The following is a 20,580-nucleotide window of genomic DNA, read 5'->3' on the forward strand; positions in this document are numbered from 1 at the left end:
AGACTGGGCCTGCTACGCAGTCCAACGGGAGCAAGCGCCCTCGTCACAGTGACTATGCTCCTCCTTAACTGACTGGCATTAGTCGAGTTTGCCCCATTTTTTTCTGGAGGGCCCATGAGCCTGCACGAACTGAACACTTTCCCAGGCGTCACCGCCCAACCTGACACCGCCACTTCCAACTTCGTGTTCAACCACACGATGCTGCGGGTCAAAGACATCACCAAGTCGCTGGATTTCTACACCCGCATCCTGGGCTTCTCCCTGGTTGAAAAACGCGATTTTCCTGAAGCCGAATTCAGCCTGTACTTCCTGGCCCTGGTGGACAAGGCTCAGATCCCCGCTGACGCGGCTGAGCGCACCCAGTGGATGAAGTCGATTCCCGGCATCCTGGAACTGACCCATAACCACGGCACCGAAAACGACGCGGATTTTGCGTACCACAACGGCAACACCGACCCACGCGGCTTTGGCCATATCTGCATCTCGGTGCCGGATATCGTCGCGGCCTGCGAGCGTTTTGAAGCCTTGGGTTGCGATTTCCAAAAGCGCCTGAGCGACGGTCGCATGAAGAGCCTGGCCTTCATCAAAGACCCGGATGCCTACTGGGTCGAGATTATCCAACCCGCGCCGCTGTAAGGTTTCATGCATAAAAAAACCCATGAGTGATCATGGGTTTTTTCATTGGCGCGCCCGGGCTCAGGCCGGAGCGGAGGTACGGATCAGATGATCGAACGCACTCAGCGAAGCCTTGGCGCCCTCGCCCACCGCAATCACGATCTGCTTGTACGGCACGGTGGTCACGTCACCGGCAGCGAACACGCCCGGCAGTGACGTCTCACCACGCGCATCGACGATGATCTCGCCACGCGGTGTCAGCTCCACAGTGCCTTTGAGCCAGTCGGTATTGGGCAACAGACCGATCTGTACAAAGATACCTTCCAGGTCGATGGTCTTGAACTCACCGCTGTCGCGATCCTTGTACGCAAGGCCGGTGACTTTCTGGCCATCACCTTTGACTTCGCTGGTCAGTGCACTGGTGATCACGTCGACGTTCGGCAGGCTGTAGAGCTTGCGCTGCAACACGGCGTCGGCGCGCAGCTTGCTGTCGAACTCAAGCAGGGTGACATGGCTGACGATGCCGGCCAGATCGATGGCGGCTTCAACGCCGGAGTTACCGCCGCCGATCACTGCCACGCGCTTGCCTTTGAACAGCGGGCCATCGCAGTGCGGGCAAAAACATACGCCCTTGGCCTTGTATTCCTGCTCGCCCGGCACACCCATTTCGCGCCAGCGCGCACCGGTGGCCAGAATCACGGTTTTGGACTTGAGGGTCGCACCGCTCTCGAAACGGATTTCGTGCAGCTCACCGGCATTTTTCGCCGGGATCAAGCCGCTGGCACGTTGCAGGTTCATGATATCCACGTCGTACTGACGCACGTGAGCTTCCAGAGCGCTGGCCAGTTTCGGCCCTTCGGTTTCCTGCACCGAGATGAAGTTCTCGATGGACATGGTGTCCAGCACCTGCCCGCCGAAGCGTTCGGCGGCCACACCCGTACGGATGCCCTTACGTGCAGCGTAGATGGCGGCCGATGAACCGGCTGGGCCACCGCCGACCACCAATACATCAAACGCGTCTTTGGCACTGATTTTCTCGGCGGCTTTTTCGGCGCCGCTGGTGTCGAGCTTGGCCAGGATCTCTTCCAGGCCCATGCGGCCCTGGCCGAAGTTCACGCCATTGAGGTAGACACTCGGCACCGCCATGATCTGGCGCTCATCGACTTCGGCCTGGAACAGCGCACCGTCGATGGCGACATGGCGGATGTTCGGGTTGAGCACGGCCATCAAGTTCAGCGCCTGGACCACGTCCGGGCAGTTCTGGCACGACAACGAAAAGTAAGTCTCGAAGCTGAATTCGCCTTTCAGTGCACGAATCTGTTCGATCACTTCGACACTGGCCTTCGACGGGTGGCCACCGACTTGCAGCAGGGCCAGCACCAGCGAAGTAAATTCATGGCCCATGGGGATGCCGGCAAAACGCAGGCTGATCTCGGCACCCGGGCGGTTGATGGAGAACGACGGCTTGCGCGCATCATTGCCATCGGTGTTCAGGGTAATCAGCGTAGTGAGGCTGGTTACGTCCTGCAAAAGAGCAAGCATTTCCTGGGATTTCGCGCCGTCGTCGAGGGAGGCGACGATCTCGATCGGCTGGGTGACCCGTTCTAGGTATGACTTCAACTGAGCTTTAAGATTGGCGTCCAACATACGGGCGATTTCCTATTAATTCGGTTTATTGCAGACAAAAAAACGCCCGAGCGAATCTCGCCCGGGCGTTTTGAGGGGCGGTTGCAGCTTACTGAGTAGGTGCGGATACCCGCCCTTGATACTTCACAGACTTAGATCTTGCCGACCAGGTCCAGGGACGGAGCCAGGGTGGCCTCGCCTTCTTTCCACTTGGCTGGGCACACTTCACCTGGGTGGGCTGCTACGTATTGGGCAGCCTTGATTTTGCGCAGCAGCTCGGAAGCGTCACGGCCAACACCACCGTCGTTCAGTTCGACGATCTTGATCTGGCCTTCCGGGTTGATCACGAAAGTCCCGCGGTCCGCCAGGCCGGCTTCTTCGATCAGTACGTCGAAGTTACGGGAGATGGTCAGGGTTGGGTCGCCGATCATGGTGTACTGGATTTTGCCGATGGCTGGCGAAGTGTTGTGCCAGGCAGCGTGGGCAAAGTGGGTGTCGGTGGACACGCTGTAGATTTCAACGCCCAGCTTCTGGAATTCGGCGTAGTTGTCGGCCAGGTCTTCCAGTTCGGTCGGGCAAACGAAGGTGAAGTCGGCTGGGTAGAAGAAGACTACCGACCATTTGCCTTTCAGGTCAGCGTCGGTCACATCTACGAAGCTGCCGTTTTTGAATGCGGTGGCTTTGAACGGTTTTACTTGGCTGTTGATGATAGGCATCGTTGACTCTCCGTCAGGGGTTAAGAAGTTGATGAAGTGAATCCTACCCACTCTCTCGTTCGATGGCTCATTGGCAAACCTGATGCTGACGATTGGTTTTCCCTATCAGCTGACTGTATTAATAGAAGAAATCTCAAAGCAGCGGTGACGTTGCCAAGGTCATGACGAGAAAGGGCGTCGCCTCAACATAGCGCATGGCCGATTTCATGTCGCTCCAGCCGACGTAGCTCATCAGTGACTTCAAATCCCAACCACTGCGATGGGCCCATGTCGCAAAGCCCCGGCGCAAGGAGTGGCTGGTATAGGCGTCAGCGGCAATACCCGCACGCTCCAGGGCCTGGCGCAGCAAAGGAATCACACTGTTAGGGTGCAGCCCCTCCTCTGCCAGGTTGCCCCAGCGGTCGATGCCGCGAAACACCGGGCCGGCCACCAGGGCCGAGGCGCTTAGCCATTCACTGTAGGCCTGCACTGGGCACAGGCGCAGCAGCGCCGGTGTCTGATAGGTCTTGCCAAGGTTATCCCGGTCACTCTTGCTACGCGGCAGATACAGGCTGATGCCCGCCCCCGGCACAGCGTGCACGTGCTGGATTTCCAGGCGGCACAATTCATCGCTGCGAAATCCCCGCCAGAACCCCAACAGGATCAGCGCCGTGTCGCGTTTGGCGCGCAGTAAACGCGGCATGTCCTGGGCGTCGCTTGCACACTTCGCCTCGGCCTCAAGAGCGGCGATCACCTGTTCGAGATGTTTGAGTTGCAACGGCTCGGCCTGCTTTTCCCGCGCGGGGTGCACCGCGCGGATGCCTTTGAGCACCTTGCGCACCACAGGCGCTTTTGTAGGGTCCGCAAAACCCTGGCTGGTATGCCACTGCGCCAGTGCCGAGAGGCGCAGCTTCAAGGTATTGATCGCCAGCACGCCGGCATGGGCCACCAGGTAGCGGGCGACGCTGTCACTGGTGGCAGGCAGGAACCCGCCCCAACTGACTTCGAAGTGCTCGATGGCGGCGCGATAACTGCGCCGCGTGTTATCGCGGGTCGCAGCACTGAGGTAACGATCCAGATCGCTCATGAAGGGTCCATTCGTACAGCGGTGGCGCGTTTCAGGGATCAAAACGGCTTTCACACGGGATAATACGCCAATATCCCATCTGTTAAATCATGAATTTAAACAGAAATTCTTCCGTGATATAGTATGTATATACATACTATGTACCACATTATCAAATCGACGGAGACCCCATGGCTCGTGGCGGCATAAACAAAGCAGTTGTTCAAACGGCACGCCTGGCCATCCTGGCCCGTGGCGAAAACCCCAGCATCGATGCCGTGCGCATCGAAATGGGCAACACCGGCTCGAAAACCACTATTCATCGCTATTTGAAAGAACTCGATGAGAGCGAAAGTCGCCTGACCATTACTGAGGCGCCGCTTGATGACGAACTTAGCGAACTGGTCGCTCGCCTGGCACAACGCCTTAAAGAGAAAGCCCAAGAGCCTATCGACCTGGCCTTGGCACAATTCGAACAGCACAAAGCCGCCCTGCTCACTCAGCTGCAAACGCTTGAAGAAGCGCACAGCCAGCTCAAGCAGCAATTCGATATCCAGGGCGCTGCCCTGGCCGAAGAAAGCGCAGCCCTGCAAACCGCGCGCACCAGCCTGCAGACCGAGCAAACCCGCAATGCGGGCCTCAGCCAGGCGTGCAACGACTATGAGTTGAGGATCAACGATAAGGACGAACAGATCCGTTCATTGGAGGACAAGCACCTGCACGCACGGGACGCCCTGGAGCACTACCGTAATGCGGTCAAGGAACAACGCGAGCAGGAACAGCGACGCCATGAAGGCCAGTTGCAGCAGCTCCAGGCAGAACTGCGCCAGGCCCAGCAAAGCGCCTTGGTGCGCCAGGATGAAATCACTCAACTGCATCGCGACAATGAACGCCTGCTGATCGAGCACCGGGTCACGACGAAGGAGCTGGCCGCGCAGCAGGAGCAAACCCGTAAGGAGCAGGCCCGGCAGCTCAAACTGAGCGAACAGCTCAGCCTGATCGAAAGCGAACGCACCCTGCTTCAAGAGCGCCTGCGGGTTGCGCTGCTTGAAAGCCAGTCAAGCCAGCAAGCGCTCGGCGAATGTCAGCACGCCATCAAAACCCTGGAACTGGACCTTATCAAGGCCCAGGCCAGCATTGAGGCGTTGCAGTCGGCAGCCGCCATTGCAGCGGCACCCCAGGCAACGCCCGACGCCTGATCAGTCCGCCACAGGCGTGCGCATGGTGACGAACTCTTCCGCCGCCGTGGGATGCACGCCGATGGTTTCGTCAAAATGTTGCTTGGTCGCGCCCGCCTTGAGCGCAACCGCCAGGCCCTGGACGATTTCGCCGGCGTCCGGCCCCACCATGTGGCAACCCAGGACTTTGTCGGTGTCGGCGTCGACTACCAGCTTCATCAAGGTTTTCTCCTGACAATCGGTGAGCGTCAACTTCATCGGCCGGAAGCGGCTTTCGAAGATCTGCACCTTGTGGCCGCTCTTCTTCGCGTCTTCTTCGGTCAGGCCGACGGTGCCGATATTCGGCAGGCTGAATACCGCTGTCGGGATCATCGCGTAATCCACCGGACGGTACTGCTCAGGCTTGAACAGACGACGCGCCACCGCCATACCTTCGGCCAAAGCAACCGGCGTCAACTGCACGCGACCAATCACATCGCCAATGGCCAGAATCGACGGCTCAGCGGTCTGGTACAGGTCGTCAACCGCAACGAAACCACGCTCGTCCAACTGAACGCCGGTATTTTCCAACCCCAGGTTGTCCAGCATCGGGCGCCGGCCGGTGGCGTAGAACACGCAATCGGCTTCCAATACGCGACCGTCTTTCAGGGTGGCCTTCAGGCTGCCATCGGCTTGCTTGTCGATACGCTCGATATCGGCATTGAATTGCAGATCCAGGCCACGCTTGGTCAGCTCTTCCTGCAGATGCTTGCGCACCGCACCATCAAACCCCCGCAAGAACAGGTCGCCACGGTACAGCAGCGTAGTTTGGGCGCCCAAGCCATGGAAGATGCCCGCGAACTCAACGGCGATATAACCCCCGCCCACCACCAGCACGCGCTTGGGTAACGCCTTGAGGAAAAATGCTTCATTGGAGCCGATGGCGTGTTCACGCCCGGGAATGTCCGGAATCTGCGGCCAGCCGCCCGTGGCAATCAGGATGTGCCTGGCGGTGAAGCGCTCGCCATTGATCTCCACCTGATGCGGATCAACCAAACGCGCATGCCCTTCATGCAGCGTCACGCCACTGTTGACCAGCAGGTTGCGGTAGATGCCATTGAGGCGGTTGATCTCGCGATCCTTGTTGGCGATCAAGGTCGCCCAATCAAAGTTCGCTTCACCCAACGACCAGCCGAAACCACTGGCCTGTTCAAAGTCTTCGGCGAAATGTGCGCCGTATACCAACAGCTTTTTCGGCACACAGCCGACATTCACGCACGTACCGCCCAGGTAGCGACTCTCCGCTACGGCCACTTTGGCGCCAAAGCCCGCAGCAAAACGTGCTGCGCGAACGCCGCCGGAACCGGCGCCAATTACATACAGGTCAAAATCGTAGGCCATTTCACTCTCCTCGGCAGGACATCAGCATACCGATTTAGATGGGGCTGAAAAACGAAAAAGCCACCCGGAGGTGGCTTTCTCTTGAAACGGACCGGCTCGTACTGATCAGTAAGCCTTGCCAGTTTTGTAGAAGTGCTCATAGCAGAAGTTGGTGGCTTCGATGTAGCCCTCTGCACCACCGCAGTCGAAACGCTGGCCTTTGAATTTGTAGGCGATGACGCAACCGTCTTTGGCTTGCTTCAACAGGGCGTCGGTGATCTGGATCTCGCCACCCTTGCCCGGCTCGGTTTCTTCGATCAGCTTGAAAATATCCGGAGTCAGGATATAGCGACCGATAATTGCCAGGTTCGATGGGGCATCTTCCGGCGCCGGCTTTTCAACCATGTCACGTACGCGGATCAGGCCATCACCGATATCGTCGCCGGCGATTACGCCGTACTTGTTGGTTTCGGTCGGGTTCACTTCCATGACCGCAACGATGGTGCAACGGTATTTCTGGTACAGCTTGACCATCTGGGTCAGTACGCCGTCGCCTTCCAGGTTCACACACAGGTCATCCGCCAATACCACGGCGAACGGCTCGTCACCGATCAGCGGGCGACCGGTCAGGATTGCGTGACCCAAGCCTTTCATCTGGGTTTGACGGGTGTAGGAGAACGAGCACTCGTCGAGCAGCTTGCGGATACCAACCAGGTATTTTTCCTTGTCGGTGCCCTTGATCTGGTTTTCCAGCTCGTAGCTGATGTCGAAGTGGTCTTCCAGCGCGCGCTTACCACGGCCGGTCACGATGGAGATTTCGTTCAGGCCAGCATCCAGTGCTTCTTCGACGCCGTACTGAATCAGTGGCTTGTTCACCACCGGCAGCATCTCTTTGGGCATGGCTTTGGTCGCTGGCAAGAAGCGAGTGCCGTAACCGGCTGCTGGGAACAAGCATTTCTTGATCATATGAGTCCTTACAAAGGGCTGTGCGTACGGAATTCGGCGCAGTCTAATCAGGCCGCAGCCACCTTACAATGGGTCCTGCTGGCGTTGCGATGTCAACTAAGAGAAAAAATGTCGGCGTAAGTTCCACTGATCCTACGAAGAGCTTCGCCAACATGCGCTAAAAAAGTCGATGCGCCCATTCTTCAAGGCGCTGCAATCTTTTTAGCACGCTTTTCGACGCCGGGCACTGACCTGCAACAACTTGCGCTGGACGGCGGCATTTGGCGCTATGATGGCCCACTTGAACCAGAACACGAGATGGATAGATGTCAGAACCAAAAGGCGTTAACGGCTACCTGATCACCCAGCGAGCAGACGGCTGGCACTTGATCAACTTCCACGGAGACAGCGTCGCCGGTACCTTTGCGACCGAGCGTGAAGCGATCATGGTCGCCGAAGTGTTTGTGGATGAGGCAGGTCACGCGTCGAGTAAAAAGCCGAAGGGCAAGTAAGCCGCTTCCTGCATAGCCTGCATGGAAAGCCCATAGAGAGCCCCGTTGAACGGGGCTTTTTTTGTTTGTCTGTACCTAGGTGGCAGTTAGCTATAATCTGCTGCCGACGCCCCACGACAGTGTCAGCGCGCCTCCAACCCCCTCGACGACGACCCCACTATGAACAAACTCCTGGCACTGATTGCGGTACTGGCGCTGGCCGGCTGCACGACCACCTCCGACACCTACCTGAAAAACGGCGAACAAGGCTTGACCATCGATTGTTCGGGCGAGGCCAACTCATGGGCCAGTTGCTATGAAAAAGCCGACGCCTCCTGCGCAGGCACCGGTTACCGCATCGTCGGCACTGAAGGCACGCCTTCCTTGAAGGAAAGCGACAAGACACTGGGCAAAGACGTGGGCAACTTCAAAAACCGCAGCGTGGTCGTAGTGTGCAAGTAAGCGGCACGACTACAAATGGACTTCGGCGAACTTGATCCCCAAACCGCGCAATAGCTCGATCAGGTCATCCAGCCGCGGGAATGACTCGACTTCATCCTGTTCATCGACCAGGAAGTAACTGCGACCGCCGCTTTTCTTGAAGAAAACGATCCACTCCCCCAGGTCGGCTGGGTTCTGGATAACATGGGTGGCCGAAATCTGACCCTCGGCATGGCGGGCCTTGACGTGTTCACGCTTCATAACGGGCTTTCCAGAAAAGACAGGTGCCGCGCAGACCCAACGGTATGCGCGGCATTCTTGCATTGATTACCCGTCAGTTTAACGGATGCCCTGCCCGATCAGCACGCCGTTTACCGTTTGACCGTAAAGATTGACGCCGTCATTGGCGTGAAACTTCTGCCGGGTTTTCTCTATCGAGCCCTCCACCAGTCGCGGATCCTGCGGGCGCTCGTGGCTGTTTACGTACGCCGCCACATCCCAGGCCTGTTGGTCACTCAGGCTGCCGGCCTGGCCCAGCGGCATATTGTGCTTGATGAAGGACGCAGCCGTATTGATTCGATGCATCCCGGCCCCCCAGTTGTAGGAGTCCTTACCCCATAGCGGCGGCATGACAAAACTGTCTCCGACCTTCTGTCCCTGTCCTTCGGCGCCGTGGCATGTCGCACATTGCGCGTTGTAAACCTCTGCGCCATGGGCCACGTTGTAACCGTTGGCCGGTTGCGCCACGTCCGGGTAGCCGCGCCCCGGCAGTTCAACGCCCAAGGGCGCTTTGCTGGCCAGCCAATAGGCGTACACAGAGAGCGCCGTGATTTCCGGGCTATCGGCCGCAGGCGGCAGGCCACCGTTCATGCTGAACTGAAAGCAGCCCTGCAGGCGCTCAGCGAACGTATTGACCTTGTCGTTCTTTTTTCGATAGGCCGGGTACATCGGGTAAGCGGCCCACAGCGGTGCCGAATTCGCCAGACGGCCCTGATCCAGATGGCAGTTGCTGCAATTGAGCCCATTGCCGACGTATTGCGGTGCCAGGCGTTTGGTATCGACAAACAGTGCGTAGCCCTGCCTGACCATCTTGCCGTAGGCATTGTCCGGCAACTCGCTTTCCTGGGGCGGTTGAAACCGGGCAACGGCTGGGTGCGCAGCCGGTGACTGCAATTGGGATTGGTCTTCCATGGCGATCGGAGCGCCATACGCAGGCACTGCCAGCAGCAAACCTGCAAAAAGGATGGGTTTCATGGCTTGGCCTCCGGGCTCAACGAGGCGAAATACCGGGCAACGCCCTGCACTTCCTCGGGGGTGAGGGCCTTCGCGACATGCCCCATCAGATCATTGGAATCATTACGACGGCTACCGGACTGCCATGCCATCAATTGTGCCGCCAGGTACGCAGCAGGTTGACCGGCCAAAGGCGGGAAAGCATCGCCTACCCCTACACCGGCTGGCCCATGACAACTGACGCAAGCGGGAACCTGCCGCTCCCAGGCGCCTTGCAGAGCAAGTTTCTGCACCGCATCAACGGGCATTGCGCTGCGATGCACCGTTGCGGGCGCAGTAAAAGGCATCGCGGCGACGGCTTGGCTCACGGCTGCGATCTGTGCCTCGTCCAGGGCTTTTGCCAACGGCTGCATCACCGGATTGCTGCGCGCGCCGCTGCTGAAATCGGCCAGCTGTTTACGCACATACTCCGCCGGCAAACCCGCCAACCGGGGGAAACCTGCGGCCGCAATACCCAGCCCGTCGGCGCCATGGCACGCCGCACAGGGCATCGCACCCGGCGGTGAACCGCCTTCTGCGAATATCTTTTTCCCATCCAGCGCGTGGGCATTGCCCAGCAGCAGTAACAACGCGCCGCCCATCAACACTCGTTCCAGAGACATCATCACGGATCCATCCATATAGTTATATGCTTAGCGTTTAAACGCATAAGCCTACAAATAGTAGGGTAATGATCCTCCTGCGACAACACCCGACTGCGACGCAAAAAAAAGCCTGACGCTGCAACGGCAACGTCAGGCTTCTCTATCGGGTTCAAGTGTCTGGATAAGCGGCGGCTCAGCCGGAGATGCAATCCTCCCCGGCTTTCTTGATATCGCCCGGGCGGATCGGCACATTGGACATGCTCTCATAGAGCTTGATACTGCTACCGCTGGAGCGCTCTTCAATCTCGAAGATCGCCGAAGGATCGGACGAGAATTTCTGCGGCACTATCACCTGCACGCCGTCCTTATGCGGTTCAATCTGCGGCGGCCGGCGAGTGGCAGCCAGTTTGCGCACTACGCAGGCGGCATATTCCGGCGGTTTTTTGCCTGAAATGACAACCAGGGTGGGCGGGGTCTGCTTGATATCTGCAACCGAAGCACACCCACCTAACGCCAAGGCCAGAACCCACACACTCCACTTCATACTTAAACCTCCGATAAAGACCCTACGACAGCGGATATAGGAATTTTCTCCCGCCAGAGTAGGATTTATCCCTAAAAATTCGGTAAATAACTGTTTTAAATTGTCGAAGTCGTCGACGACGGCCCGATAATAAACGCGCTGGGGCTGATAAACTCTATCTTAACCTACGTATCATTCTGATTTTTCAGAAAAAGCCCTTCTGGAGACACCCATGAAATTCATTCACCAGCGCGAGCACCTCAACGAGGGAGACATTGTCGTCATCGAATGCTCGCAGACCTGCAACATCCGCCTCATGAGCGACGCCAATTTCCGCAGCTTCAAAAATGGCGGCCGCCACACCTACCATGGCGGTGCTTTCGACACATTCCCGGCGAAAATCACGGCGCCCAGCACCGGGTTCTGGAACATCACCCTGGATGTGGTCACACGCCGCGCAATCAGCGTTACCCGTAAACCGGCGCTGTCCCACAAGATTCGCATCGTTCGTCGCACCAGCTCCAAACTGAGCTGATCCGGATACCCGACAGGAAAAAGCTGTGACCACCACGACCAAATACGTCATCAAGTACAAGCTCAACGGCGAACGTCGCTTCGAGTTCGCGCAACTGCACAGCAACAGCGTGGAAGAAGCCAAGCAAGCCCTGGCGAAAATCCATGATGCCAGCGATGTCATCACCGACATCAACGTGAGCAAGGCGTTGTAAGCCATGACTGCCGACCTGTTCGCCGATGACGCCCTGCAACAGCCCAAGGGACGCGAACAAATTGGCGCAGAGTCTTATGTGCTCAAGGGCTATGCCCTGCCCTGGATTGATCGTCTGCTGCCTGAACTGCGTCGGATACTGGCGCAGTCGCCGTTTCGAAAAATGGTCACGCCCGGCGGCTTTACCATGTCGGCGGCATTGAGCAGTTGCGGCGAGCTGGGCTGGACCACCGACAGGGCCGGCTACCGCTACAGTCCCGTTGACCCACGCACTCAAACCCCCTGGCCGGCAATGCCCGAGCTCTTGCGCGAACTGGCCGCAATGGCGGCGCTCGAGGCCGGCTTCCACGACTTCGCACCGGATGCCTGCCTGATCAATCGGTATGTGCCAGGGGCTAAGATGTCCCTGCATCAGGACAAGAACGAGCGCCACTACAGCGCCCCTGTCGTCTCGGTGTCCCTCGGGCTGCCGGCGATTTTTCTGTTCGGCGGCCATGAACGCAGCGACAAGACGCAAAAAGTCTCGCTATTCCACGGCGACGTGGTGGTATGGGGCGGCGTCGATCGTTTGCGCTTTCACGGGGTGATGCCGATCAAAGACGGTGTGCACCCTGTCATGGGCCCGCAACGTATCAACCTGACCTTTCGCACCGCCGGCTGATTTGACCGCAAGTTTGAGAGTGTCGAGGTGGGGCTACGCCGCTAAGCTGCCGGTGAATCGTCAAGAGTGCAGGTCATGAACAACGAACAAGACCCTCGCTGGGCGGCCATTGTTGCCCGCGATGCCAAGGCTGACACGCTGTTTGTCTACGGCGTGAAAACGACGGGGGTGTACTGCCGCCCCAGCAGCGCCTCGCGTCTCCCGCGCCCGGAAAATATCGAATTCTTCGACAGCCCCGCCCTCGCCGAAGCCGCCGGTTACCGCCCCAGCAAACGCGCATCCGCTGACCAGACCCAATTGGCGGCCCACCATGGGCAACTTGTCGCCGCCGCATGCCGGCAGATCGAACAGGCCGAAACGCCACCCAGCCTTGAAGTGCTTGCCCGCCAGGCCGGGTTGAGCGCCTTCCATTTTCATCGCGTATTCAAGGCGGTCACCGGCCTGACACCCAAGGGTTATGCCAGTGCGTTGCGCTCACGCAAAGTCCGCAACGGCCTGCAAGGGCCTCACTCGGTAACCGATGCGCTGTATGACGCAGGCTTTAATTCCAGCAGCCGGTTTTACGAGTCAGCCGATCAACTGCTCGGCATGAAGCCGCGCGATTTCAAAGCCGGTGGCACCAATAGCACCATTCGCTTTGCCGTCGGCCAATGCTCACTGGGCGCGGTGCTGGTGGCGCAGAGCCAGCGAGGGGTGTGCGCCATTTTATTGGGTGACGACCCGGACAAACTGGTTCGCGATCTGCAGGACCAATTCCCCAAGGCCGAACTCGTCGGGGCGGATCGTGATTTTGAACAATTGATCGCCCAAGTCGTGGGCTTCATCGAAGCGCCGGCATTGGGCTTGGATCTGCCTCTGGACTTGCGCGGCACCGCCTTCCAGGAGCGGGTGTGGCAAGCACTGCGCGAAATCCCGGTGGGCACCACCGCCAGCTATGCGCAAATTGCCGAGCGGATCGGCGCCCCCCAGTCTTTTCGTGCGGTGGCCCAGGCCTGTGGCGCCAACCACCTCGCGGTGGCCATTCCTTGCCACCGCGTGGTGCGCAGCAATGGCGAGCTGTCGGGCTACCGCTGGGGCGTAGAGCGCAAGCGGCAGCTGCTGGAACGGGAAACCACGCCTTAATGGATACCGATGTAAATCAGCGCCTGCTCGTCCGCCTGGTAGACCTCGAAGTCAGTCACAAACGCACGAGACTCCACGCCCGGCTGCTCGAAGTAGGCCCAGACCCGTTGCCAGGCCTGGATGATTGCATCCGGCATCGGCCCATTGGCCTCGAACACCAGGTAACGCCCCGGCTCGATCACCATGCTTTCGAACCCTTGGGCAGGTGCATGGGTCGCGACCCCGGCGGTGACATTGAACAGCCCCTGCGCATCGGACTCATAACCGCTGTACACCCCGTAAACCGGCGACTCCGCTTGCTTACCCGGAATGGCCTGGTAAAGCCCCTCCTCAAAAAACCGTTGCCACATCGGCCCGATTTTCGCGCTGGTGGGCTGCATCTCATCGGCATTGCGTGTCCGAACGCTCAACCCGGACACCCTGATTGCCCCCACCCGTTGTTCCTTGATCGTTTGCACAGCCCTCTCCTTTTCAAGCTTGCGGTTTGCGCATAAAACCACAGGTTGTATGACGGATGCTCACCCTTCATGAAATTTCGCTGACGTCCAGTGAATAAAACAGACTGGCCGGGTGCCAGGCGCCCTGCTAAAACAGCGTAAAGCCTCATCAACGCTGGAGACCTACCCATGAGCACCTGGCCAGATACCCGCATTCTCGACCTGCTGGGCATCGACGTGCCCATCATTCAAGCCCCGATGGCCGTGGGTACCACCACCGCAATGGTCATCGCCGCCAGCCAGGCAGGCGCGCTGGGCTCGATGCCCGCTGCCGCACTGACTATCGAACAATTGCGCGAAGCCTTGACCACCCTTCGCCAGGCCGGCTCGCGCCCCATCAACGTCAATTTCTTCTGCCATCAGCCGCCTGCGGCCGATGAAGCGCGTGATCGCCACTGGAAGGAGTTGCTGGAGCCTTACTACCGTGAATTGGGCGCCGATTTTGAGGCGCCCACCCCTGAATCCAATCGTGCGCCTTTCAATGAGGCGGCATGCAAAGTGGTCGAAGAGTTCCGCCCGGAAGTGGTCAGCTTCCACTTCGGACTGCCGGAAAAGTCTTTGCTTGATCGCGTAAAAGCCACGGGTGCCAAGGTGCTGTCTTCGGCCACTACCGTTGAGGAAGCGATATGGCTGGAACAGCACGGCTGCGACGCGATCATTGCCATGGGCATTGAAGCCGGTGGGCACCGAGGGCTGTTTCTCAGCAGCGACCTCAATACCCAGATCGGCCTGATGGCCCTGGTGCCGCAGGTGGTCGACGCCGTCAACGTGCCGGTGATTGCCGCCGGAGGCATCGCTGATGCGCGTGGTATTGCAGCGGCGTTCGCGCTTGGCGCTTCGGCGGTGCAGATTGGCACTGCGTATCTGTTCACCCCCGAAGCCAACGTCACCGCCTCCCATCACCATGCGCTGCGTAATGCCCAGGCCAGCGAAACGGCGCTGACCAACCTGTTCACCGGCCGCCCGGCGCGCGGCATTGTCAACCGGGTGATGCGCGAGCTTGGGGCGATCAACCCGGCGGCTCCGGCGTTCCCCCGGGCCGGCGGCGCCTTGATGCCGCTCAAGGCGAAGGATGAAGCGGGTTTCAGCAACTTGTGGTCTGGCCAGGCGTTGCGCTTGGGCAAAGATATGTCCACCTATGAGCTGACGCGCGAATTGGCCGAGAAGGCGCTGGCCAAACTCCAGAGGCACTGACACCTGAGGCAACTTTGCGCTGTACCGGCAATGGCCAACCGCTATATATTCCCGTACATAGCGCTAAAGCCTTCTATCTCTAGTAAGCCGTACAACCAAGGAGCTGCTTCATGATGATCCGCGCCTCTCGCCTGGCCCCCCTTATCGCCGCCGTGGTTTTCAGCACGGCTCACGCCGACGACGTGCAAGTGGCGGTTGCCGCCAACTTCACCGCACCGATCCAGGCGATCGCCGCCGACTTCGAGAAAGACACCGGCCATAAACTGGTCGCAGCCTACGGCGCCACCGGCCAGTTCTACACGCAGATCAAGAACGGCGCGCCGTTCGAAGTGTTCCTGAGCGCCGACGACACCACCCCGCAAAAACTTGAAACCGAAGGCGAAACCGTCAAGGGTTCGCGCTTCACCTACGCTGTCGGCACCCTGGCCCTGTGGTCGGCCAAAGAAGGCTACGTGGACGCCAAAGGCGATGTGCTGAAGAAGAATGAATTCAAGCACCTGTCCATCGCCAACCCGAAAGCCGCCCCCTACGGCCTGGCCGCCACGCAAGTACTGGCCAGGGAAGGCTTGACCGACAAGGTCAAGGACAAGATCGTCGAAGGCCAGAACATCACCCAAGCCTACCAGTTCGTGTCTACCGGCAACGCCGAGCTGGGCTTCGTGGCGCTGTCGCAGATCTACAAAGACGGCAAAGTCACCAGCGGTTCGGCGTGGATCGTCCCGGCATCCCTGCATGACCCGATCAAACAAGACGCCGTGATTCTGAACAAAGGCAAAGACAGCGCCGCTGCCAAAGCCTTGGTCGAATACCTCAAAAGCCCGAAAGCGGCTGCGGTGATCAAGTCCTACGGTTACGAGCTGGCGAACTGAATGCCGCTGTCGAGCGCCGATTTTTCCGCGATCTGGTTGACCATCGAACTGGCGTCCCTGACCACCGTGATCCTGCTGGTCATCGGCACGCCGATTGCGCTGTGGCTGTCGCGTACCCGATCCTGGTGGCGCGGTCCCATTGGGGCCGTTGTGGCACTGCCGTTGGTGCTGCCGCCGACGGTGATCGGCTTTTACCTGCTGTTGACCATGGGACCGAACGGCTATTTCGGCCAGTTCACCCAATGGCTGGGGCTTGGCACCCTGACCTTCAGCTTCGCCGGCCTGGTGATCGGTTCGGTGATCTATTCCATGCCGTTCGTGGTGCAGCCATTGCAAAACGCTTTCTCGGCGATCGGCACGCGGCCATTGGAAGTGGCCGCGACCTTGCGGGCCAATCCGTGGGACACCTTCTTCACGGTCATCCTGCCGCTGGCGCGCCCGGGCTTTATCACCGCGTCGATTCTCGGCTTTGCCCACACAGTCGGTGAATTTGGCGTGGTGTTGATGATCGGCGGCAATATCCCCGACAAAACCCGTGTGGTTTCGGTACAAATCTACGACCATGTCGAAGCCATGGAATACGCCCAGGCCCATTGGCTGGCGGGCTCCATGGTGGTGTTCGCATTCCTGGTATTGCTGGCGCTCTACTCCAGCCGTAAAACCAAGATAGGTTGGAGCTGACCGCGATGATGGATGTACGCCTGCAACTGAACTATTCGGGTTTTGCCCTGGATGTGGACCTGCACCTGCCTGGCCGTGGTGTGACCGCGTTGTACGGGCATTCCGGTTCCGGCAAGACCACCTGCCTGCGCTGCATCGCCGGACTGGAGCGGGCCGGCGACGGGTTTATCCGCATCAACGACGAAGTCTGGCAAGACAGCCGCAATGGAGTGTTTGTGCCACCGCATAAACGCGCCGTGGGTTATGTGTTCCAAGAGGCCAGCCTGTTCCCGCATTTATCAGTGCGCGCCAACCTGGAGTTCGGCCTCAAGCGCATTCCACGTGCACAGCGTCGGGTGGATATGGCCCATGCCACCGAACTGCTGGGTATCGGTCATCTGCTTGATCGTCACCCGCTACACTTGTCCGGGGGCGAACGCCAGCGCATCGGTATCGCCCGCGCGTTGCTGACCAGCCCCGGGTTGTTGTTGATGGATGAGCCGCTGGCCGCCCTGGACAGCCAGCGCAAAAGTGAAATCCTGCCGTACCTCGAACGCCTGCACGATGAACTGGACATCCCGCTGCTGTACGTCAGCCATGCCCAGGATGAAGTCGCGCGGTTGGCTGACCACCTCGTGCTGCTCAGCGACGGCAAGGCCCTGGCCAGCGGCCCCATCGGTGAAACCCTGGCACGACTCGATTTGCCCATGGCCTTGGGCGATGACGCCGGCGTGGTCATCAATGGCGCCGTCAGCGCCTATGACGCGCACTACCAGTTGCTCACCCTGCAACTGCCCGACAGCACCCTGTCCATGCGCGTGGCCCATGCACCGCTGGCACTGGGCAAACAGCTGCGTATCAAGGTGCAGGCGCGGGACGTGAGCCTCAGCCTGCAGGTCGAAGAGCACAGCAGTATCCTCAACCGCTTGCCGGTGACGGTCACCCAGGATATTTCGGCGGATAACAGCGCCCATATGCTGGTGCGCCTGGATGCCGGTGGTACGCCGTTGCTGGCGCGCATCACGCGATTCTCCCGCGACCAGTTGCAACTGCACCCCGGCCAGACACTGTGGGCACAGATCAAGGCGGTGGCGGTGTTGGCCTGAGCAACTTTTTGGCACCACCGCAGAGGGCCGCGGTCAATCAGACATACCGGCCTGATCTGTTGCCAAGGAACCTGCACCATGCCCGACTCTGCGCTGCCCGCCGATCTCCCCCGCGACCTGCATTACGTTGACGACAGCCAACCCGGCATCCGCCGGAAGACACTGCGCGGCAAATTCCAGTATTTCGATGCGAAAGGCGAACGCATCAAGGACCCCGACGAGATCAAACGCCTGAACGCGCTCGCCGTACCGCCGGCCTACACCGACGTGTGGATCTGCGCCGACCCGCAAGGTCACCTGCAGGCTACAGGGCGTGATGCGCGTGGCCGCAAGCAATACCGTTACCATCCACGCTGGCGCGAAGTGCGTGACAGCGACAAATATTCTCGACTGCAAGAATTCGGTAAAGCCCTGCCCAAACTGCGCAAGCAATTGGAAGCACAAATCGCCGAACCCGGTTTTACCCGCGAGAAAGTCCTGGCCACGGTGGTCATGTTGCTGGACGCCACACTGATCCGGGTGGGCAACACGCAGTACGCACGGGACAACAAGTCCTATGGGCTGACCACCTTGCGTAACCGTCATGTGGACATCAAGGGCAGCGAAATCCAGTTCCAGTTTCGTGGCAAAAGCGGTGTCGAGCATCAAATCAGCGTCAAGGACAAGCGCCTGGCCACGGTGGTCAAGCGTTGTATGGAGCTGCCGGGGCAAAACCTGTTTCAGTATCTGGATGCCGACGGTGAGCGCCATACCGTCAGTTCCCACGACGTCAACGCGTACCTGCACAGCCTCACCGGTGCCGACTTTACCGCCAAGGACTATCGCACCTGGGCCGGCACCGCGCTCGCACTCGCCGTGCTGCGCGATCTTGAATGGCAGCCCGAATCCGATGCCAAGCGGCATGTAGTGAGCATGGTCAAGAGTGTGGCCAAGCAACTGGGCAACACGCCGGCGGTGTGCCGCAAGTGTTACATCCACCCGGCGGTACTGGAGCATTTCAGCCTGGGCGAGTTGTCCAAACTGCCCAAGCCACGGGTGCGCAAAGGCCTCAAGGCCGAAGAGGTCGCCCTGGCCATGTTCCTTGAGCAGTTGGCCGCCGACTTGCCCACGAACACCAAGCCGGGTTAGCCTTTGCGCCTCTTTCTGACTGACGGATGACCGCCGACGTGAACAACTAAGCCTTCCAAAATGTACCTGCAACGAGCCGCCTGGCGCGCTTGTTGGCCTGTTCGACATTTTTTTGGAGGTGCTGATGACTGACGTCAACCGGCTGCCCGTACTCGTTTCCTTGCAACACCTGTCTTTCCAGTTCGCCAATGGCGATACCTTGCTGGAGGACATCAATCTCTCCATCGATCACACGCCGACCGGGATTGTCGGGCGTAACGGCCGTGGCAAAAGCATCCTGGCCAAGTTGATCGCCGGTGTGCTCAAACCTTCCGGCGGCACACTCGACGGTAACGCACGTGTGGCGTATGTCGCGCAGACCCTGAGCGTGCAACCGGGCGAGAGCATTGCCCAACTCACCCGCACTGCCCAAGCCCTGGCGGCGCTTGAACGTATGGCCTCGGGCGAGGCCCGTGCCGATGACTTCGACGTGATCGACGAGCGCTGGGACCTCGCCGAACGCCTGCGCGCGGCACTGGATGCGGCGGGCCTGCAGGCGCTCAGCTTCGATACGCCGGCCGATCAACTGAGTGGCGGGCAACTGGCCCGGGTTGCTGTGATCGGCGCCATGTTGGCGGCGCCGGATCTGCTGGTATTGGATGAACCCACCAACCACCTCGATAGCCTGGGCCGTGAATGGCTGCTGCGAACCCTCGACGAGTGGCGCGGCGGCCTGGTAGTTGTCAGCCATGATCGACAGTTGCTCAACACCTTGGCGCGCATCGTCGAGCTTTCGCCGCTGGGCATGCGCGTGTATGGCGGTAACTACGATGCCTACCGCCTGCAACGCGACACCGAACAACACGCGGCGGTTGCAGCGCTGGAGCACGCCAGGCTTGAACGCAGCCGCGAACGCAAACGCCTGCAAAAGGCTCATGACAGCCTGCAACGCAATGCCGCCCGCTCACGCAAACAGGCAGAAACCGCCAACGTCGACCGGTTCACCAAGGCACGCTGGAAAGGTGCCGCCACGGAAATCGTCAGCACCGTGCGCAGCGCCCACCGCGCCGAAAAGAACCAACTTGACCAGCAGGTGTGCCAGGCCTACGCACGCGTGGTGGGCGACACGCCCACCCTGCTCGCCCTGCCCGGTTCAAAGCTACCCAATGGCCGCCAGGTCATTACGATGGAACAGGCCCAATTGCCGTGGCTCGATCCGCGCCAACCCTCCACTTGCATCACGCTGAACCTGATGGGGCCTGTACGCGTGGCGGTGCGGGGGCCGAACGGCTGCGGCAAATCCACGTTGCTCAAGGTGCTTGCGGGGCACTGGCGGGCGAGCGCCGGCGAATGTGCGGTGCACGTCACCAGCGCGTATATCGACCAGCATCTGGCGCTGCTGGACGACCGACGCTCCATCGTCGAACAACTCAACCTGCTCGACACGCCCCTGGCCGAAGCCGAACTGCGCACGCGCCTGGCCCTGCTGCAACTGGATGCGCTGCGCGTCACCCAGCCCACCGGCCAGTTAAGTGGCGGCGAGCGATTGAAAGCCGCCATGGCGATTGCCTTGTGGCGCAAAATCCCGGCGCAACTGTTATTGCTCGACGAGCCCACCAACCATCTGGACCTGGAGTCCGTACTCGCCTTTGAACACGCGCTGCAGGGATTTACCGGAGCCATGGTCGTGGTGTCCCATGACGAGGCCTTTGTGCAGGCGCTCCGGCCAACGCATCGGTTGGATTGGCATTCGGCGGGCTGGCGACTGGAATGTACCTGAGAGCATTGCACCAACCCGCAAAGCCTCTTACGGTAATGGCC

24 protein-coding genes are annotated in these 20,580 nt (G+C 59.6%); 14 read left to right on the plus strand and 10 right to left on the minus strand.

Annotation, left to right across the window (positions count from 1 at the left end):
- The first annotated feature begins 114 nt into the window (after window positions 1-114).
- Window positions 115-636, plus strand: a complete 522-nt coding sequence (gloA, locus tag M5B97_RS00620) for a lactoylglutathione lyase (RefSeq protein ID WP_123718432.1) — start codon at window positions 115-117, stop codon at window positions 634-636.
- Between the two features lie 60 nt (window positions 637-696).
- Here the strand turns inward: gloA and ahpF are convergent, their stop codons facing one another.
- The 3 genes from ahpF to M5B97_RS00635 form a co-directional block, all read right to left on the minus strand.
- Window positions 697-2,262 carry an alkyl hydroperoxide reductase subunit F gene (gene ahpF / locus M5B97_RS00625; RefSeq protein ID WP_248730391.1) on the minus strand — a complete coding sequence of 522 codons (1,566 nt, stop codon included), beginning with the start codon at window positions 2,260-2,262 and terminating at the stop codon, window positions 697-699.
- A 131-nt stretch (window positions 2,263-2,393) separates the two neighbouring features.
- Window positions 2,394-2,957: an alkyl hydroperoxide reductase subunit C gene (gene ahpC, locus M5B97_RS00630; RefSeq protein ID WP_003191303.1), complete on the minus strand. Its 564-nt coding sequence runs from the start codon at window positions 2,955-2,957 to the stop codon at window positions 2,394-2,396.
- 133 nt (window positions 2,958-3,090) lie between these two features.
- Window positions 3,091-4,023, minus strand: a complete 933-nt coding sequence (locus M5B97_RS00635; RefSeq protein ID WP_248730392.1) for a site-specific integrase — start codon at window positions 4,021-4,023, stop codon at window positions 3,091-3,093.
- Between the two features lie 170 nt (window positions 4,024-4,193).
- Between M5B97_RS00635 and M5B97_RS00640 the strand changes: the two genes are divergently transcribed.
- Entirely contained in the window at window positions 4,194-5,201 is a 1,008-nt protein-coding gene (locus M5B97_RS00640) for a DNA-binding protein (RefSeq protein ID WP_248730393.1), read from the plus strand.
- Here the strand turns inward: M5B97_RS00640 and gorA are convergent, their stop codons facing one another.
- Window positions 5,202-6,560: a glutathione-disulfide reductase gene (gorA, locus tag M5B97_RS00645; protein ID WP_248730394.1), complete on the minus strand. Its 1,359-nt coding sequence runs from the start codon at window positions 6,558-6,560 to the stop codon at window positions 5,202-5,204.
- A gap of 105 nt (window positions 6,561-6,665) precedes the next feature.
- On the minus strand, window positions 6,666-7,505 hold the full coding sequence (galU, locus tag M5B97_RS00650; RefSeq protein WP_003173830.1) for a UTP--glucose-1-phosphate uridylyltransferase GalU: 840 nt from the start codon (window positions 7,503-7,505) through the stop codon (window positions 6,666-6,668).
- A gap of 305 nt (window positions 7,506-7,810) precedes the next feature.
- On the opposite strand from galU, the gene M5B97_RS00655 reads away from it, so the two are divergent.
- Together M5B97_RS00655 and M5B97_RS00660 are read left to right on the plus strand one after the other, a co-directional pair.
- Window positions 7,811-7,996 carry a hypothetical protein gene (locus M5B97_RS00655; RefSeq protein ID WP_123718436.1) on the plus strand — a complete coding sequence of 62 codons (186 nt, stop codon included), beginning with the start codon at window positions 7,811-7,813 and terminating at the stop codon, window positions 7,994-7,996.
- Window positions 7,997-8,155: 159 nt separating this feature from the next.
- Complete coding sequence (locus M5B97_RS00660; protein ID WP_123718437.1) at window positions 8,156-8,437, plus strand: hypothetical protein; 282 nt, start codon at window positions 8,156-8,158, stop codon at window positions 8,435-8,437.
- A gap of 9 nt (window positions 8,438-8,446) precedes the next feature.
- On the opposite strand, the gene M5B97_RS00665 is transcribed toward M5B97_RS00660, so the two are convergent.
- The 4 genes from M5B97_RS00665 to M5B97_RS00680 form a co-directional block, all read right to left on the minus strand.
- Window positions 8,447-8,677 (minus strand): hypothetical protein, encoded by a 231-nt coding sequence (locus M5B97_RS00665; protein ID WP_134657286.1) that lies wholly within the window; start codon window positions 8,675-8,677, stop codon window positions 8,447-8,449.
- 78 nt (window positions 8,678-8,755) lie between these two features.
- Window positions 8,756-9,607: a c-type cytochrome gene (locus M5B97_RS00670; protein ID WP_248730650.1), complete on the minus strand. Its 852-nt coding sequence runs from the start codon at window positions 9,605-9,607 to the stop codon at window positions 8,756-8,758.
- A gap of 59 nt (window positions 9,608-9,666) precedes the next feature.
- Window positions 9,667-10,314 carry a c-type cytochrome gene (locus M5B97_RS00675; RefSeq protein ID WP_248730395.1) on the minus strand — a complete coding sequence of 216 codons (648 nt, stop codon included), beginning with the start codon at window positions 10,312-10,314 and terminating at the stop codon, window positions 9,667-9,669.
- A 172-nt stretch (window positions 10,315-10,486) separates the two neighbouring features.
- A complete protein-coding gene (locus M5B97_RS00680; protein ID WP_134657289.1) occupies window positions 10,487-10,837 on the minus strand; it encodes a hypothetical protein in 351 nt (116 codons plus the stop codon).
- 211 nt (window positions 10,838-11,048) lie between these two features.
- Between M5B97_RS00680 and M5B97_RS00685 the strand changes: the two genes are divergently transcribed.
- The 4 genes from M5B97_RS00685 to ada all read left to right on the plus strand — a co-directional run bounded on the left by M5B97_RS00685 (window position 11,049) and on the right by ada (window position 13,326).
- Window positions 11,049-11,351, plus strand: coding sequence for a DUF1883 domain-containing protein (locus M5B97_RS00685; RefSeq protein WP_034105160.1), 303 nt, complete (start codon window positions 11,049-11,051; stop codon window positions 11,349-11,351).
- A 25-nt stretch (window positions 11,352-11,376) separates the two neighbouring features.
- Window positions 11,377-11,544, plus strand: a complete 168-nt coding sequence (locus M5B97_RS00690) for a hypothetical protein (RefSeq protein ID WP_167659622.1) — start codon at window positions 11,377-11,379, stop codon at window positions 11,542-11,544.
- Window positions 11,545-11,547: 3 nt separating this feature from the next.
- Window positions 11,548-12,204 (plus strand): DNA oxidative demethylase AlkB, encoded by a 657-nt coding sequence (gene alkB, locus M5B97_RS00695; protein ID WP_248730396.1) that lies wholly within the window; start codon window positions 11,548-11,550, stop codon window positions 12,202-12,204.
- A gap of 75 nt (window positions 12,205-12,279) precedes the next feature.
- Window positions 12,280-13,326 carry a bifunctional DNA-binding transcriptional regulator/O6-methylguanine-DNA methyltransferase Ada gene (ada, locus tag M5B97_RS00700; protein WP_248730397.1) on the plus strand — a complete coding sequence of 349 codons (1,047 nt, stop codon included), beginning with the start codon at window positions 12,280-12,282 and terminating at the stop codon, window positions 13,324-13,326.
- Here ada and M5B97_RS00705 read toward each other — a convergent pair.
- The gene (locus tag M5B97_RS00705; protein WP_248730398.1) at window positions 13,323-13,784 is read right to left on the minus strand and encodes a GyrI-like domain-containing protein; all 462 of its coding nucleotides are present in this window, start codon (window positions 13,782-13,784) and stop codon (window positions 13,323-13,325) included. The two genes, ada and M5B97_RS00705, sit on opposite strands and share 4 nt — an antisense overlap.
- A gap of 168 nt (window positions 13,785-13,952) precedes the next feature.
- On the opposite strand from M5B97_RS00705, the gene M5B97_RS00710 reads away from it, so the two are divergent.
- The 6 genes from M5B97_RS00710 to M5B97_RS00735 all read left to right on the plus strand — a co-directional run bounded on the left by M5B97_RS00710 (window position 13,953) and on the right by M5B97_RS00735 (window position 20,539).
- Window positions 13,953-15,017, plus strand: a complete 1,065-nt coding sequence (locus tag M5B97_RS00710) for a nitronate monooxygenase (protein WP_248730399.1) — start codon at window positions 13,953-13,955, stop codon at window positions 15,015-15,017.
- A gap of 113 nt (window positions 15,018-15,130) precedes the next feature.
- On the plus strand, window positions 15,131-15,886 hold the full coding sequence (gene modA, locus M5B97_RS00715) for a molybdate ABC transporter substrate-binding protein (RefSeq protein ID WP_248730651.1): 756 nt from the start codon (window positions 15,131-15,133) through the stop codon (window positions 15,884-15,886).
- Entirely contained in the window at window positions 15,887-16,567 is a 681-nt protein-coding gene (gene modB, locus M5B97_RS00720) for a molybdate ABC transporter permease subunit (RefSeq protein ID WP_248730400.1), read from the plus strand.
- Window positions 16,568-16,572: 5 nt separating this feature from the next.
- Window positions 16,573-17,652, plus strand: coding sequence for a molybdenum ABC transporter ATP-binding protein (modC, locus tag M5B97_RS00725; RefSeq protein ID WP_248730401.1), 1,080 nt, complete (start codon window positions 16,573-16,575; stop codon window positions 17,650-17,652).
- Window positions 17,653-17,730: 78 nt separating this feature from the next.
- Window positions 17,731-18,780 (plus strand): DNA topoisomerase IB, encoded by a 1,050-nt coding sequence (locus M5B97_RS00730; RefSeq protein ID WP_123718449.1) that lies wholly within the window; start codon window positions 17,731-17,733, stop codon window positions 18,778-18,780.
- 124 nt (window positions 18,781-18,904) lie between these two features.
- Window positions 18,905-20,539, plus strand: coding sequence for an ABC-F family ATP-binding cassette domain-containing protein (locus tag M5B97_RS00735; RefSeq protein WP_248730402.1), 1,635 nt, complete (start codon window positions 18,905-18,907; stop codon window positions 20,537-20,539).
- Window positions 20,540-20,580 lie beyond the last annotated feature (41 nt).

The organism is Pseudomonas sp. MWU13-2517, assembly GCF_023242545.1.
Lineage (GTDB): Bacteria > Pseudomonadota > Gammaproteobacteria > Pseudomonadales > Pseudomonadaceae > Aquipseudomonas.

Bases quoted from the DNA above. Each gene is read 5' to 3' on its own strand.
- gloA (WP_123718432.1), top strand. From the start codon at position 115: ATGAGCCTGCACGAACTGAACACTTTCCCAGGCGTCACCGCCCAACCT.
- ahpF (WP_248730391.1), bottom strand. From the start codon at position 2,262: ATGTTGGACGCCAATCTTAAAGCTCAGTTGAAGTCATACCTAGAACGG.
- ahpC (WP_003191303.1), bottom strand. From the start codon at position 2,957: ATGCCTATCATCAACAGCCAAGTAAAACCGTTCAAAGCCACCGCATTC.
- M5B97_RS00635 (WP_248730392.1), bottom strand. From the start codon at position 4,023: ATGAGCGATCTGGATCGTTACCTCAGTGCTGCGACCCGCGATAACACG.
- M5B97_RS00640 (WP_248730393.1), top strand. From the start codon at position 4,194: ATGGCTCGTGGCGGCATAAACAAAGCAGTTGTTCAAACGGCACGCCTG.
- gorA (WP_248730394.1), bottom strand. From the start codon at position 6,560: ATGGCCTACGATTTTGACCTGTATGTAATTGGCGCCGGTTCCGGCGGC.
- galU (WP_003173830.1), bottom strand. From the start codon at position 7,505: ATGATCAAGAAATGCTTGTTCCCAGCAGCCGGTTACGGCACTCGCTTC.
- M5B97_RS00655 (WP_123718436.1), top strand. From the start codon at position 7,811: ATGTCAGAACCAAAAGGCGTTAACGGCTACCTGATCACCCAGCGAGCA.
- M5B97_RS00660 (WP_123718437.1), top strand. From the start codon at position 8,156: ATGAACAAACTCCTGGCACTGATTGCGGTACTGGCGCTGGCCGGCTGC.
- M5B97_RS00665 (WP_134657286.1), bottom strand. From the start codon at position 8,677: ATGAAGCGTGAACACGTCAAGGCCCGCCATGCCGAGGGTCAGATTTCG.
- M5B97_RS00670 (WP_248730650.1), bottom strand. From the start codon at position 9,607: ATGGAAGACCAATCCCAATTGCAGTCACCGGCTGCGCACCCAGCCGTT.
- M5B97_RS00675 (WP_248730395.1), bottom strand. From the start codon at position 10,314: ATGATGTCTCTGGAACGAGTGTTGATGGGCGGCGCGTTGTTACTGCTG.
- M5B97_RS00680 (WP_134657289.1), bottom strand. From the start codon at position 10,837: ATGAAGTGGAGTGTGTGGGTTCTGGCCTTGGCGTTAGGTGGGTGTGCT.
- M5B97_RS00685 (WP_034105160.1), top strand. From the start codon at position 11,049: ATGAAATTCATTCACCAGCGCGAGCACCTCAACGAGGGAGACATTGTC.
- alkB (WP_248730396.1), top strand. From the start codon at position 11,548: ATGACTGCCGACCTGTTCGCCGATGACGCCCTGCAACAGCCCAAGGGA.
- ada (WP_248730397.1), top strand. From the start codon at position 12,280: ATGAACAACGAACAAGACCCTCGCTGGGCGGCCATTGTTGCCCGCGAT.
- M5B97_RS00710 (WP_248730399.1), top strand. From the start codon at position 13,953: ATGAGCACCTGGCCAGATACCCGCATTCTCGACCTGCTGGGCATCGAC.
- modA (WP_248730651.1), top strand. From the start codon at position 15,131: ATGATCCGCGCCTCTCGCCTGGCCCCCCTTATCGCCGCCGTGGTTTTC.
- modB (WP_248730400.1), top strand. From the start codon at position 15,887: ATGCCGCTGTCGAGCGCCGATTTTTCCGCGATCTGGTTGACCATCGAA.
- modC (WP_248730401.1), top strand. From the start codon at position 16,573: ATGATGGATGTACGCCTGCAACTGAACTATTCGGGTTTTGCCCTGGAT.
- M5B97_RS00730 (WP_123718449.1), top strand. From the start codon at position 17,731: ATGCCCGACTCTGCGCTGCCCGCCGATCTCCCCCGCGACCTGCATTAC.
- M5B97_RS00735 (WP_248730402.1), top strand. From the start codon at position 18,905: ATGACTGACGTCAACCGGCTGCCCGTACTCGTTTCCTTGCAACACCTG.